Here is a 13640-nt window from a genome sequence, read left to right as displayed (position 1 = left end):
TTCTTCTGTCGTGCAGACAAGCTAAAAGTCAGTCTTCATCACCGTGGTACTGCCGTCTCACGGACAGCAGCTCCACTTCCGGACGCGCCGCGACGAGCCGCTCACAGCGGTCGAGCACGTCCGATACGAACCCCGCGTCCCCACTCACCAGGGCCACCCCTATACGGGCCCTGCGGTGCAGGTCCTGGTCTCCCACCTCGGCCGCGCTCACGGCGAACTTGCGCTGGAGCTCGGCGACGATGGGCCGGACGACGGAGCGTTTCTCCTTCAGCGAGTGGACGTCGCCGAGGAGCAGATCGAAGGACAAGGTCCCCACGTACATGCAGTTCCGGATGTCCCGCCGGTTCGGGTTAGGTGGCCCGCCGGGCCGTCACCCGGAGGGTTCTCCCGGCCGCCGCGCGCCCGGGTCATCAGAACCGTACACGCAACGGCCGGGGCCGATCGACGGATATTCCGCCGACCGGCCCCGGTGTTACAGCTGCCTACGACACACCGCGGTGCGCCTCGCGCTTACGCGCGGGGCTTCTCGCGCATCTCGTACGTCGCGATGACGTCGTCGATCTTGATGTCGTTGTAGGAACCGAGGTTGATACCGCCCTCGAAGCCTTCGCGGATCTCGGTGACGTCGTCCTTGAAGCGGCGCAGACCGGAGATGGTGAGGCTCTCGGCGATGACCTTGCCATCGCGCAGGAGCCGCGCCTTGGTGTTGCGCTTGACCTCGCCGGAGCGGATGAGAACACCCGCGATGTTGCCCAGCTTGGACGAGCGGAAGACCTCGCGGACCTCCGCCGTACCGAGCTCGACCTCTTCGTACTCCGGCTTGAGGAGACCCTTCAGGGCCGCCTCGATCTCCTCGATGGCCTGGTAGATCACCGAGTAGTAGCGGACGTCGACACCCTCGCGGTCCGCCATCTGCGCGGCACGGCCGGCCGCACGGACGTTGTAACCGATGACGATGGCGTCGGAGCCCATCGCCAGCGAGATGTCGGACTCGGTGACCGCACCCACACCGCGGTGCAGGACACGGATGTCGACCTCTTCGCCGACGTCGAGCTGGAGCAGCGAGGACTCGAGGGCCTCGACCGCACCGGACGCGTCGCCCTTGATGATGAGGTTGAGTTCCTGGACCAGACCGGCCTTGAGGACCGAGTCGAGGTCTTCCAGGGACACCCGGCGGACGCGCTTGGCGAAGTTGGCGTTGCGCTCACGCGCAGCACGCTTCTCGGCGATCTGACGGGCGGTGCGGTCCTCGTCGACGACGAGGAAGTTGTCGCCGGCGCCGGGGACGTTGGTGAGACCCAGGACCAGGACGGGGGTCGACGGACCCGCTTCCTCGACGTTGTTGCCCTTGTCGTCGAGCATGGCGCGCACACGGCCGTAGGCGTCGCCCACGACCATCGTGTCGCCGACGCGGAGGGTACCGCGCTGGACGAGGACGGTGGCGACGGCACCGCGGCCACGGTCGAGGTGGGACTCGATCGCAATACCCTGAGCGTCCTGCTCGGGGTTGGCACGCAGGTCGAGCGAGGCGTCGGCGGTGAGGACGACGGCCTCCAGCAGGGAGTCGATGTGCAGACCCTGCTTGGCGGAGATGTCGACGAACATCGTGTCGCCGCCGTACTCCTCGGCGACCAGACCGAACTCGGTGAGCTGACCGCGCACCTTGACCGGGTCGGCACCCTCGACGTCGATCTTGTTGACCGCGACGACGATCGGGACGCCGGCGGCCTTGGCGTGGTTGAGCGCCTCGATCGTCTGCGGCATGACGCCGTCGTTGGCCGCGACCACGAGGATCGCGATGTCGGTCGACTTCGCACCACGGGCACGCATGGCGGTGAACGCCTCGTGACCGGGGGTGTCGATGAAGGTGATGCGACGCTCTTCGTCGTTGACCTCGGTCGAGACCTGGTACGCACCGATGTGCTGCGTGATGCCGCCGGCCTCGCCCGCAACGACGTTCGTCTTGCGGATGGCGTCGAGCAGTCGGGTCTTACCGTGGTCGACGTGACCCATGACGGTCACGACCGGCGGACGCGGCATGAGGTATTCCTCGCCGCCCTCGTCCTCGCCGAACTCGATGTCGAAGCCCTCGAGGAGCTCGCGGTCCTCTTCCTCCGGGCTGACGATCTGAACGATGTAGTTCATCTCGCCGGCCAGCATTTCGAGGGTCTCGTCGGAGACGGACTGCGTGGCCGTGACCATCTCGCCGAGGTTCATCATCACGGCGACGAGCGACGCCGGGTTGGCGTTGATCTTCTCCGCGAAGTCGGTGAGGGAGGCACCGCGCGACAGGCGCACGGTCTCGCCGCCACCGCGCGGCAGCATCACGCCGCCGACGGACGGGGCCTGCATGGCCTCGTACTCCTGGCGCCTCTGACGCTTGGACTTGCGGCCACGACGGGCCGGACCGCCGGGACGGCCGAAGGCGCCCTGCGTGCCACCACGGGCGTTGGGACCACCGGGACGCCCGCCGAAGCCGGGACGACCGCCGCCACCGGCACCGGCCGGGCCGCCGCCGAAGCCGCCGCCACCCGGACGCGGGCCGCCGAAGCCGCCGCCGCCCGGACGCGAGCCCGGACCGGCCGGACGGCCGGCGAAGCCGCCGCCCGCGGGACGACCGGCGCCACCGGGACGGGCACCGCCCGCACCGGGACCACGGCCACCGGGGCCGCCGCCGGGACGGGGACCGGGACCACCGGCAGCGGGACGCTGCGGCATCATGCCCGGGTTGGGACGGTTACCGCCGGGAGCACCACCGGGACGCGGGGCGCCGCCCTGCGGACGGGGCATGCCGCCCGGGGTCGGACGACCCGCACCGGGACCCTGGGGACGCGGAGCGCCACCGGGACCACCCTGCGGGCGGGGAGCACCCTGGCCGCCGCCGGCGCCGGGGGCACCGGGACGGGGAGCGCCGGCCGGACGGGGCGCCTGCGGGCGCGCCATGCCGGTGGAGCCACCAGAGGTGAACGGGTTGTTGCCCGGACGGGGACCGGCCGGACGGCCGCCCTGCGGACGCGGGGCCTGGCCACCGGGACGCGGGGCCTGGGCACCGGGAGCACCGGCCGGGCGCGGGGCGCCGGGACGGGCGCCGGGCTGACCACCCTGGGCCGCCGGACGCTGCTGCGCCGGACGGGGGCCGGGGGCCGCGGCGGGACGCTCGGTGCGCTCGGTGCGCTCAGTGCGCGCCGGGGCGGCCGGGGCCGCCGGAGGCGCGGAGAACTCGGTCGCCACGGGAGCCGCCGGAGCGGGCTTCGGGGCGGCCGGAGCCTTGGGACCGGGACGCGGGCCGGATGCGGCCGGAGTCACGGGGGCGCTGACGGCCGGAGCCTCGGCGACGGGCGGCTTGGGGGCCACCGGCGCACCGGGCTTCGGAGCAGCGGGACGTGCCGCGGCGGCCGGGGAGGGCGCCGCGGGCTTGGCGGGCGCGGCCTTGCGGGGCGCGCCGGGCTTCGCAGCGGACTTGCCGGCGTTGCCGCCGGGCCCCTGCAGTGCGTCAGTCAACTTGCGTACAACCGGCGCCTCGATCGTCGAGGACGCCGAACGGACGAATTCACCGAGTTCTTGGAGCTTGGCCATGACGACCTTGCTCTCGACTCCGAACTCCTTGGCGAGTTCGTATACCCGGACCTTAGCCACTTCGCTCCTTTTAGGTCCGGGTTACGCCGGACCGTCGCTACTTCATGGGCGTACTCATCGCGTACTCATCGAGTGCTCATCGCAATCTCGACCTACTTCCAACTCGCGAGGTACCTGACCGCACGGGGTATCCGTGCCGTACTACTGCTTACGGTGTGGCCTCGGCCTGTGCGGCCAGGGCCGTGTGCAGTGCCGCCGTGTCGAGCGGTCCTGCGGACCTGAGGGCCCGGGGGAACGCTCTGCGGCGGACCGCCTGGTCGAGGCAGACCACGGCGGGGTGCACGTAGGCACCCCGGCCGGGCAGCGTACCGCGCGGATCGGGGACGCATTCGTCTCCGACCGCCACGATGCGCAGCAGATCGCTCTTGGCCGCTCGCTCCCGACACCCCACACAGGTGCGTTCGGGGCATGCGCGGGCTTGCGTCCGGCCAGACACGCTTAAGTCTACCTCCCCGTAGCGACCTCACCCCTTCAGGTGAAAAATCGAACGGATGTCGTTGTGATCGACAGGGACCTTCAAGTGTTTCAGGTCCCTGTCTACCGGCCGGAAACCTCCGACCGGTACCGATTTATTCCCGGCCCCGGCCCTGAGCCTGGCCGCGGTCGTGACCACGGTCGCGGTCCTGACCGCGGTCGTGACCACGGTCGCGGTCCTGACCGCGGTCCTGGCCGCGGTCGCGGTCATGGCCGCGGTCGCGGTCATGGCCGCGGTCGCCGTCCCGGCCGCCCGCGCCCTCCCCGTCCCGGTCCGAGGTGTCCTCGGTGTCGGGGCGGATGTCGATGCGCCAGCCGGTGAGCCGCGCGGCGAGGCGGGCGTTCTGGCCCTCCTTGCCGATGGCCAGCGACAGCTGGTAGTCGGGCACGGTCACCCGCGCGGAGCGCGAGTCCCAGTCGACGACCTCGACCTTGCTCACCCGGGCGGGTGACAGGGCGTTGGCGACCATCTCCGCCGGGTCGTCCGACCAGTCGACGATGTCGATCTTCTCGCCGTGCAGCTCGGCCATGACGTTGCGCACGCGGCTGCCCATCGGGCCGATGCAGGCGCCCTTCGGGTTAAGGCCCGAGCGGGTCGACCGGACGGCGATCTTGGTGCGGTGACCGGCCTCACGGGCGATCGCCGAGATCTCGACGCTGCCGTCGGCGATCTCGGGGACCTCCAGCGAGAACAGCTTCTTCACCAGGTTGGGGTGGGTGCGCGAGAGGGTCACGGACGGACCGCGCACACCCTTCGCCACCCGCACGACGTACGCCTTCAGGCGGAGGCCGTGCGTGTACTCCTCACCGGGGACCTGCTCCTGCACCGGCAGGATGGCTTCCAGCTTGCCGATGTCGACCAGGACGTTCTTGGGGTCCTTGCCCTGCTGGACGACGCCGGTGATGACGTCGCCCTCGCGGCCGGCGAACTCGCCGAAGGTCAGGTCGTCCTCGGCGTCGCGCAGACGCTGGAGGATCACCTGCTTGGCGGTCGTCGCGGCGATCCGCCCGAAGTCCGACGGCGTGTCGTCGAACTCCTTGGGCTCCTGGCCCTCTTCGAGGTCCCTCGGGTCCTCCGTCGCCCACACGACCACGTGACCATTGGTGCGGTCGAGCACGACGCGGGCGCGCCGGAAGCTGCCCTCGGTGCGGTGGTACGCGATGAGGAGGGCCGACTCGATCGCCTCGACGAGCAGGTCGAAGGAGATCTCCTTCTCCCTGACCAGACCCCGCAGGGCACTCATGTCGATGTCCACGGCTACGCCTCCTCTTCCTTCTTGTCCTTGCGGTTGAACTCGATCTCGACACGCGCCTTGGCGATGTCGGTGAACGCGATGCGGCGGGCGGTCGCCTTGCGGCCCTTCACGCCCGGTACTTCCAGGTCCATGCCCTCGTCGTCGACGTCGAGGATGCGGGCGATCAGTTCCCCGCCCTCGGCCAGCTGGAACTTCACCAGGCGGCCCGTAGCCCGAACGTAGTGACGGTGCTCGCTGAGCGGGCGGTCCGCGCCCGGGGAGCTGACTTCGAGGACGTACTCTTCCTCGCCCATGACGTCGGATTCGTCGAGCAGATCGGAGACCTCACGGCTCAGCTCGGCACAGACGTCCAGCTCCACGCCCTCATCGGAATCCACGACGATCCGCAGCATGCGGCGCTTGCCCGCCTTGGACTGCTCGATCTCCTCGAGGTCCAGGCCCTTGGCGGCGACGAGCGGCTCCAGCAATCCGCGCAGCCTGTCGCTCTGGTTGGTGCTCATCCGGGTGACTCCTCGGCCGCGTGTGCTGTTGTGGTTTTCGTCGCGTGTCAGGTCAAAGGGTATCCGGTCGCGGAGGGTGTTGCCGTCCGCGCTGCGGACGGGGCCCCCGGGTACCGTGATCACACCCTGCCCCGACACCACCCCGAGGACGGCGCCGTGCCCTGGACCCTGCCCGTGAGACCCTCGCGAAGGAGCCTGCTCGCCGGAGCCGCCGGAGCGGCCGGGGCCGCCCTGATCACCGGGTGCACCGGTGACGGCGCAGCCTCCGGCGCCGACACCGGTGTTCCACTCGAACGGCGGATGCGCGAGGGCGCCGTCCGTGACAGTGCGCGGCTGCTGGAACGTTACGACGCCACCGCCGCCGCCCATCCGGGCCTCTCGGAGCGCCTCGCGCCGCTGCGCGCGGCCGTCGCCGCCCACGCGACGGCCCTGGCCTTCGCGGAGCCCGCCGGCGGCGGCCGCTCCCCCTCTGCGTCGGCGTCGGCTCCCGCCCCCGCGCCGTCCGGAGCGTCGGCGGCCGCCCGGGACGCCGTCGCGCCGCAGCCCGCCGAGGCGCTGAGCGCGCTCGCCGACGCCGAGCGGAGCCTGTCGCAGGCGCGGACCATCGCGCTGGCCGGGGCGCCCGGGGAGCTGGCCCGGATGCTGGCCTCCGTCGCGGCCTGCGGCGCCGTCCACGCGTACCTGCTGACCTCGAACTCCGGAGCCGCCTCGTGAAGCCCGAACCCTCCCCCGCCGGCCGCTCCCTCCAGGCCGCCCAGGCCGCCCTGGCCGCCGAGCACGCGGCCGCGTACGGGTACGGGGTGATCGGCGCCCGGGTCGCGGCGGAGCGCGCGACCGAGGCCCGCGAGGCGTACGGCAACCATCTGGCGCGCCGGGACGCGCTCACCCGCAAGGTGCGCGAGCTGGGCGGCGCGCCCGTGGCCGCCGAGGCCGCGTACGCCCTGCCGTTCGAGCTGCGCACCCCCGAGGACACGGAGCGGCTGGCCGCGGTGATCGAGGACCGGGTGGCGGGGGCGTATTCCGATCTGGTCCGGGCGGCGGACGGCCAGTTGCGCCGCGAGGCGGCCGACGCACTCAGCGCCGCGGCCGTGCGCGCGGCACGCTGGCGCGGGGTCGGCGTAGCCTTCCCTGGGCTCGCTGAACGCTCCGACCGAGCCCCGACCAGCTGAAAGGGACCACGCACGCATGGCTTTCGAACCGCCGCAGCGGCTCGTACGGGCGCTCGGCGAGCTGCCGGCGACGGCGCAGGACACCGACTGGCTGGGGCGGTTGCCCGGGCTCGCCGAGGAGGCACTGGAGCGCCGCGAGGTCGTGGCCCAGCGGGTCCAGGCCCCGGGGGGCCGCAGCAGCCTGGTGCTCCTCGTCCGGTACGCCGACGGCACTCCGGCCGCCCTGAAGCTGGCGCCGCCGGGGGCCCGGCCGGCCCGGGAGCTGGCCGCGCTCGCCCACTGGGGCGGTTTCGGATCCGTACGGGTCCTCGACTCGCGCCATCACGAGGCCGACGGCGGGATGCTGCTGGAGCGCCTGCACCCGGAGGTGTCGCTGCGCTCGCTGCCGGACGCCAAGGCCCTGCTGGAGGCGTGCGGCACGCTGCGGCGGCTGTGGGTGGAGCCGCCCGCGGGGCACCCCTTCGAGACGGTGGCCGCGCACACGGAACGCCAGGGCGGGGCGCTGCGCGCGGCACCCGCCGAGGTGCGCGCCCTCGCGGACACGGCGCTGGCCCTGCGTGCGGAGCTGACGGCGCTGCCGGGCGAGGAGCTGCTGCTGCACGGCAACTTCCGGCAGGGCAAGGTGCTGGCCGGGGAGCGGGCGCCATGGCTGACGGTGGGCCCGGAGCCGCTGGTCGGCGAGCGGGCGTACGACCTGGCCCGGCTGGTGCGGGACCGGCTGGAGGACCAGGTGGCGACCTCGGCGGGGGCGGCGGGGGCCCGGCGCCGGGTGAACCGGCTCGCGGACTCGCTGGAGGTGGACCGCGACCGGCTCCGGGGCTGGACGGTGTTCCGGGCGGTGGAGTCCGGGGTACGGGCCCTGGCCGCGGGGCGGCGCCGGGACGCGGAGCTGCTGCTGGAGTTCGCGGCCTGGCTGTAGGGCATACCGTAGGTAAGAGGTGTATGTCCGGCAGGGGGCCGTCATGGTCGAAGAACTGCTGACAGCGGGAATCGCGGCCGCCGCGGGCGCGGCGGTGTACCTGGTGGCCGCCGCCCGGGTGGTGAAGCAGTACGAGCGGGGCGTGGTGCTGCGCTTCGGCCGGCTGCGCGAGGGTGTGCGCGGACCCGGTTTCACGATGGTGGTGCCGTTCGCGGACCGGCTGCGCAAGGTGAACATGCAGATCGTGACGATGCCGGTGCCGGCCCAGGAGGGCATCACCCGGGACAACGTCACGGTGCGGGTGGACGCGGTCGTGTACTTCAAGGTCGTGGACGCGGCGAGCGCCGTCATCGAGGTCGAGGACTACCGGTTCGCGGTCTCCCAGATGGCGCAGACCTCGCTGCGCTCGATCATCGGCAAGAGCGACCTGGACGATCTGCTGTCGAACCGGGAGCAGCTCAACCAGGGGCTGGAGCTGATGATCGACAGTCCGGCGGTGGGCTGGGGCGTGCAGATCGACCGGGTGGAGATCAAGGACGTGTCGCTGCCGGAGACGATGAAGCGGTCGATGGCCCGGCAGGCGGAGGCGGACCGCGAGCGGCGGGCCCGTGTGATCAACGCGGACGCGGAGCTCCAGGCCTCGAAGAAGCTGGCGGAGGCGGCGGCGGTGATGTCGGAGCAGCCGGCGGCCCTCCAACTGCGGCTGCTCCAGACGGTGGTGGCGGTCGCGGCGGAGAAGAACTCCACGCTGGTGCTGCCGTTCCCGGTGGAGCTGCTGCGCTTCCTGGAGCGGGCCGCCCCCGCTCCGGGGGCCCCTGCGGCGACCGCGCCCCCGCAGCCGGCCGCGGCCCCGGCTCCGGAGCCCGCCCCGCCGGAACTCGGGCCGGGCGGCGCGGCGTTGCCCCCGGCGCCCCCGCCGCCCCCGGCGGAGCCGGAGGGGCGGGCGGCGTAGCACCGTACGGGTCAGGCGCGGGCGGTCAGCCGGGACAGGGCCTCGGCCAGGGGGAGTTCCTCGCGGGTGCCGGCGGCGCGGTCCTGGAGTTCGACCACGCCGTCGGCGGAGCGGCGGCCCGCGACCAGGATCCACGGCACGCCGATCAGCTCCGCGTCGGTGAGCTTCACGCCCGGGGAGAGCCCGGGCCGGTCGTCGAGCAGGACCCGCTGCCCGGCTGCGGCCAGGGCCTGCGCGGCCTCCTCCGCGAGGGCCAGCGGGACGGCCTTGCCCGCCGCCACCACGTGTACGTCGGCCGGCGCCACGGCGGCGGGCCAGCACAGGCCCCGCTCGTCGGCGCTCTGTTCGGCGAGGGCGGCCACGGCGCGGGAGACGCCGATGCCGTAGGAGCCCATGGTGACCCGGACGGGCTTGCCCTCCTTGCCGAGGACGTCGAGGCCGAAGGCGTCGGCGTACTTGCGGCCGAGCTGGAAGATGTGCCCGATCTCGATGGCCCGGTCCAGGCGCAGTCCGCTCCCGCAGGAGGGGCAGGGGTCGCCCGGCTCGACGACGACCACGTCCAGGTGGCGGTCCACCTCGAAGTCCCGGCCGCAGACGACGTTGCGCGCGTGCGTGTCGGGCTTGTTGGCGCCGGTCACCCAGGAAGTGCCGGGCGCGACACGGGGGTCGGCGATGTACGGGACCTTGTCGAGGCCCTGCGGGCCCACGTAGCCGCGTACCAGGTCGGGGCGGTCGGCGAAGTCCTCCGCGGTGACCAGCTCGACCACGGCGGGGGCCAGGTGCTCGCCGAGCTTGCCGAGGTCCACCTCGCGGTCGCCGGGCACGCCGACGGCGGTGATCTCGCCGTCGACCTTGACGAGGAGGTTCTTCAGGGTCGCGGAGGCGGGGACGCCCAGGTGCGCCGCCAGCGACTCGATGGTGGGGGTGTCGGGGGTGTCCACCTCCTCGATCGGCGGGTGTTCGGCGGTCACGGGGGCCAGGGCGAAGGTGACGGCCTCGGTGTTGGCGGCGTAGTCGCAGGAGGGGCAGTCCACGAAGGTGTCCTCGCCCGCCGCGGCCGGGGCGAGGAACTCCTCGGACGCCGAGCCGCCCATCGCCCCGGAGACCGCGGAGACGATCCGGTGGTCCAGGCCGAGGCGCTCGAAGATGCGGACGTAGGCCTCGCGGTGGAGCCGGTAGGACTCCGCGAGGCCTTCGTCGGAGACGTCGAAGGAGTAGGAGTCCTTCATCTGGAACTCGCGCCCGCGCAGCACTCCGGAGCGGGGCCGGGCCTCGTCGCGGTACTTGGTCTGGATCTGGTAGAGCATGACCGGCAGGTCCTTGTACGACGTGCACTGGTCCTTCACGACGAGGGTGAAGATCTCCTCGTGGGTGGGGCCGAGCAGGTAGTCGGCCCCCTTGCGGTCCTTCAGCCGGAACAGCAGGTCGCCGTACTCGGACCAGCGGCCGCTGATCTCGTAGGGCTCCTTCGGCAGCAGCGCCGGGAGCAGCACTTCCTGCGCCCCGATGGCGTCCATCTCCTCGCGGACGATGCGGGAGACGTTGTCCAGGACCCGCTTGCCGAGCGGCAGCCAGGTCCACACCCCGGCGGAGCTGCGGCGGACGTAGCCGGCCCGCACCAGGAGGCGGTGGCTGAGGGTCTCGGCGTCGGCCGGGTCCTCGCGGAGGGTCTTGGCCATGAGGCGGGACATGCGCTGCACGTGTTGCGTTGACATGCCGGGAGCCTAGCCGGGGCCGCGCGGCGGCCGGAAACGGATTCAGGGCCTGCGCAGCGGCAGCGGGGCGCCCATGACGGCGTACGGGAGGCTCGCGCTCGGGAAGTGGACGCGGCGGGCCAGGTCCCGGTAGCCGAGGGCCGCGTACAGGCCGCGGGCCGGGCTGTCGGTGTCGATGGCGGAGAGGATCGAGCGGGGCTCCGCGGCGGTGTCGGTGATCCGGGTGATCAGGGCGCGGCCGACGCCGCGGCCCTGGAAGCCGGGGTGGACGTGCAGTTCGGTGATGACGAAGGAGCCGTCGAGCCAGTGGTCGGCGCCCTCGGCGCGCAGGTAGGGCTCGACGATGGTGGACCACCAGTGGGCGCGGTCGTTGGGCATGCCGTAGACGAATCCGGCGAGGGATCCGTCGTCGGTGTAGGCGCCGAGCGCGCGGGCGCCGGGGCAGGTCATGTGGCGCTGGACGATGTAGCGCCGGATGCCGACCTCCTCCTCGCTGAGCCCGAAGGCCACGGCCTGGACGCGCAGGGCCTCGTCCACGCGGCCGACGAGGTCGAGGTGCCCGATGCGGAGTCCGGCGGGCCGTACGGGGTCGTCGCCCCCGGGGGTAGGCAGCATGCGGCGACCTTACTGCGGGGTAGTGCCGCTCCGGTACGGCTCGGGCGGGGAAAGCGGGGCGGCGGTGGGGGCGGTGGGGCGGGCTGTGGGGCGGGCGGGAGGGCGGCCGGTGGCGCGGGCCGGGGGGCGGGCCGTCAGAACAGCACGCTCATGAAGGCGCCGACCTCACGGAAGCCGACCCGCCGGTAGGCGGCGCGGGCGGCGGTGTTGAAGTCGTTGACGTAGAGGCTGACGATGGGCGCCACGTCCCGCAGGGCGTACGCGACGACGGCGGCCATACCGCTCTCGGAGTACCCGCGGCCACGGAACTCGGGGGCCACCCACACGCCCTGGATCTGGCAGGCGCGCGGGGTGGCGGCGCCGATCTCGGCCTTGAAGACGACCTTGCCGTTCTCGATGCGGGCGAAGGAGCGGCCGGTGCCGACGAGCTCGGCGACGCGGGCCTGGTAGAGCAGGCCGCCGTCGGCGGCCAGCGGGGAGATGCCGACCTCCTCGGTGAACATGGCCACGCAGGCGGGCATGATCTGGTCCATCTCGTCCTTGCGGACGCGGCGGACCAGCGGGTCGGCCCCGATGTCGGCGCAGGGCTGCTCGGTGACCATGAGCGGCTGGTGGGCGCGGACGTCGCGGGCCGGGCCCCAGCTGGGTTCCAGGAGCTTCCACAGCAGCCGGGTGGCCTCGGCGGGGCCGACGATGGAGGAGCAGCGGCGGCCGGTGCGGCGGGCCCGGTCGGCGAAGGCGCGGACGGCGTCGGGTCCGGCGCAGACGGGGACAAGGTTGGCGCCCGCGTAGCAGAGGGAACGGAGCTCGCCGTCGGCGTACCAGCCCCACATCTCCCCGCCCAGGCGCCACGGGTCGAGCCCGGCGACCTGGACCCGGGAGGTGACGAAGGCGTTCTCGACCGGCTCGCGTCCGAGGATGTCGAGCGCGGCGTCGAGATCACTGGGCTCAAGGACCCGGGTGGTGGTCTGCGTCAACACTGGGGCCTCACCATGCAAGTCTGCTGATCTCCGCACTGTACCCGGCGTCGCCTGGGGATGCCCTGCCCCACGGGTCACGAAAAGGCTCCGGCCCCGCCCCCCGAACTGCGGGAACGGGGCCGGGGCCGGTGGCCGGATCCGGGTCGGTCAGACCCCGATGGCGACGGTGGGCTCGCCGGAGGCGACGCCGTCCCGCTCCATCTGCTCGGCGATCTTCAGCGCCTCTTCGATGAGGGTCTCGACGATCTTCGACTCGGGGACGGTCTTGATGACCTCGCCCTTCACGAAGATCTGGCCCTTGCCGTTGCCGGAGGCGACGCCGAGGTCGGCCTCACGGGCCTCGCCGGGGCCGTTGACGACGCAGCCCATGACCGCGACGCGCAGCGGGACCTCCATGCCCTCCAGGCCCGCCGTGACCTCCTCGGCCAGCTTGTAGACGTCGACCTGGGCACGGCCGCAGGAGGGGCAGGAGACGATCTCCAGGCGGCGGGGCTTGAGGTTCAGCGACTCCAGGATCTGGTTGCCGACCTTGACCTCCTCGACCGGCGGCGCGGACAGGGAGACGCGGATGGTGTCGCCGATGCCCTCGGAGAGCAGCGCGCCGAAGGCCACGGCGGACTTGATGGTGCCCTGGAAGGCGGGGCCGGCCTCGGTCACGCCGAGGTGCAGCGGGTAGTCGCAGGCGGCCGCGAGCTGGCGGTAGGCGTTGACCATGACGACGGGGTCGTTGTGCTTGACGGAGATCTTGATGTCCCCGAAGCCGTGCTCCTCGAAGAGGGAGGCCTCCCACAGCGCGGACTCGACCAGCGCCTCGGGGGTGGCCTTGCCGTACTTCTTGAGCAGGCGCGCGTCGAGGGAGCCGGCGTTGACGCCGATGCGGATCGGGGTGCCGGTGTCCTTGGCGGCCCGCGCGATCTCCTTGACCTTGTCGTCGAACTGCTTGATGTTGCCGGGGTTCACGCGGACGGCGGCGCAGCCGGCCTCGATCGCGGCGAACACATACTTCGGCTGGAAGTGGATGTCGGCGATGACCGGGATCTGCGACTTCTTCGCGATGACGGCCAGCGCGTCGGCGTCGTCCTGGGTCGGGCAGGCGACGCGGACGATGTTGCAGCCGGCGGCGGTCAGCTCGGCGATCTGCTGGAGCGTGGCGCCGATGTCGGAGGTGCGGGTGGTGGTCATCGACTGCACCGAGATCTGTGCGTCACCACCGACGGCCACGGAACCGACCTGGATCTTGCGGCTGACCCTGCGGTCGGCAAGCTTCGTGGGTACGGACGGAATTCCGAGAGAGATGGCAGTCATCTGCTGTGCTACCCCAAGGTGTGGATCGAGGTCCCGAGATCGGCGGGCTCCAGTCTTCGAGATTACGCCAATCAGCACGCTCCCCCCGCATCCGAGGGGGTGCGCCACCCGAACGTAGG

At 72.4% G+C, this 13640-nt stretch carries 13 protein-coding genes; 4 read left to right on the top strand and 9 right to left on the bottom strand.

Annotated elements, in window-relative coordinates; genetic code table 11:
- Positions 1-28 precede the first annotated feature (28 nt).
- From ACFYYT_RS07995 to rimP, 5 genes are all read right to left on the bottom strand, one after another.
- Complete coding sequence (locus tag ACFYYT_RS07995) at positions 29-322, bottom strand: DUF503 domain-containing protein (RefSeq protein ID WP_351818423.1); 294 nt, start codon at positions 320-322, stop codon at positions 29-31.
- A 188-nt stretch (positions 323-510) separates the two neighbouring features.
- Positions 511-3636, bottom strand: a complete 3126-nt coding sequence (infB, locus tag ACFYYT_RS07990; protein ID WP_351818420.1) for a translation initiation factor IF-2 — start codon at positions 3634-3636, stop codon at positions 511-513.
- Positions 3637-3784: 148 nt separating this feature from the next.
- On the bottom strand, positions 3785-4072 hold the full coding sequence (locus tag ACFYYT_RS07985; RefSeq protein ID WP_351818417.1) for a YlxR family protein: 288 nt from the start codon (positions 4070-4072) through the stop codon (positions 3785-3787).
- 133 nt (positions 4073-4205) lie between these two features.
- Positions 4206-5366: a transcription termination factor NusA gene (gene nusA / locus ACFYYT_RS07980; protein ID WP_351818414.1), complete on the bottom strand. Its 1161-nt coding sequence runs from the start codon at positions 5364-5366 to the stop codon at positions 4206-4208.
- A 2-nt stretch (positions 5367-5368) separates the two neighbouring features.
- The gene (gene rimP, locus ACFYYT_RS07975) at positions 5369-5866 is read right to left on the bottom strand and encodes a ribosome maturation factor RimP (RefSeq protein WP_351818412.1); all 498 of its coding nucleotides are present in this window, start codon (positions 5864-5866) and stop codon (positions 5369-5371) included.
- A 156-nt stretch (positions 5867-6022) separates the two neighbouring features.
- On the opposite strand from rimP, the gene ACFYYT_RS07970 reads away from it, so the two are divergent.
- From ACFYYT_RS07970 to ACFYYT_RS07955, 4 genes are read left to right on the top strand one after another with little or no spacing between them, the layout of a single operon-like run.
- Positions 6023-6580, top strand: coding sequence for a hypothetical protein (locus tag ACFYYT_RS07970; RefSeq protein ID WP_351818409.1), 558 nt, complete (start codon positions 6023-6025; stop codon positions 6578-6580).
- Positions 6577-7035 carry a DUF4439 domain-containing protein gene (locus tag ACFYYT_RS07965; protein ID WP_351818406.1) on the top strand — a complete coding sequence of 153 codons (459 nt, stop codon included), beginning with the start codon at positions 6577-6579 and terminating at the stop codon, positions 7033-7035. The genes ACFYYT_RS07970 and ACFYYT_RS07965 overlap by 4 nt, the downstream gene beginning before the upstream one ends.
- 16 nt (positions 7036-7051) lie before the next feature.
- Positions 7052-7954, top strand: coding sequence for an aminoglycoside phosphotransferase family protein (locus tag ACFYYT_RS07960; RefSeq protein ID WP_351818403.1), 903 nt, complete (start codon positions 7052-7054; stop codon positions 7952-7954).
- Between the two features lie 43 nt (positions 7955-7997).
- On the top strand, positions 7998-8906 hold the full coding sequence (locus tag ACFYYT_RS07955; protein ID WP_351818400.1) for a slipin family protein: 909 nt from the start codon (positions 7998-8000) through the stop codon (positions 8904-8906).
- An 11-nt stretch (positions 8907-8917) separates the two neighbouring features.
- Here ACFYYT_RS07955 and ACFYYT_RS07950 read toward each other — a convergent pair whose 3' ends face one another.
- The 4 genes from ACFYYT_RS07950 to ispG all read right to left on the bottom strand — a co-directional run bounded on the left by ACFYYT_RS07950 (position 8918) and on the right by ispG (position 13521).
- Entirely contained in the window at positions 8918-10621 is a 1704-nt protein-coding gene (locus ACFYYT_RS07950; protein ID WP_351818397.1) for a proline--tRNA ligase, read from the bottom strand.
- Between the two features lie 42 nt (positions 10622-10663).
- Positions 10664-11236 (bottom strand): GNAT family N-acetyltransferase, encoded by a 573-nt coding sequence (locus ACFYYT_RS07945; protein ID WP_351818394.1) that lies wholly within the window; start codon positions 11234-11236, stop codon positions 10664-10666.
- Positions 11237-11370: 134 nt separating this feature from the next.
- The gene (locus tag ACFYYT_RS07940; protein WP_351818391.1) at positions 11371-12216 is read right to left on the bottom strand and encodes a GNAT family N-acetyltransferase; all 846 of its coding nucleotides are present in this window, start codon (positions 12214-12216) and stop codon (positions 11371-11373) included.
- A 147-nt stretch (positions 12217-12363) separates the two neighbouring features.
- Entirely contained in the window at positions 12364-13521 is a 1158-nt protein-coding gene (gene ispG, locus ACFYYT_RS07935; RefSeq protein WP_351818388.1) for a flavodoxin-dependent (E)-4-hydroxy-3-methylbut-2-enyl-diphosphate synthase, read from the bottom strand.
- Positions 13522-13640 lie beyond the last annotated feature (119 nt).

It is taken from the genome of Streptomyces sp. NPDC002032 (assembly GCF_042890765.1).
Lineage (GTDB): Bacteria > Actinomycetota > Actinomycetes > Streptomycetales > Streptomycetaceae > Streptomyces.
The sequence above is the reverse complement of the archived record's forward strand: the minus strand, read 5'-3'. Positions and strand labels throughout refer to the sequence as shown.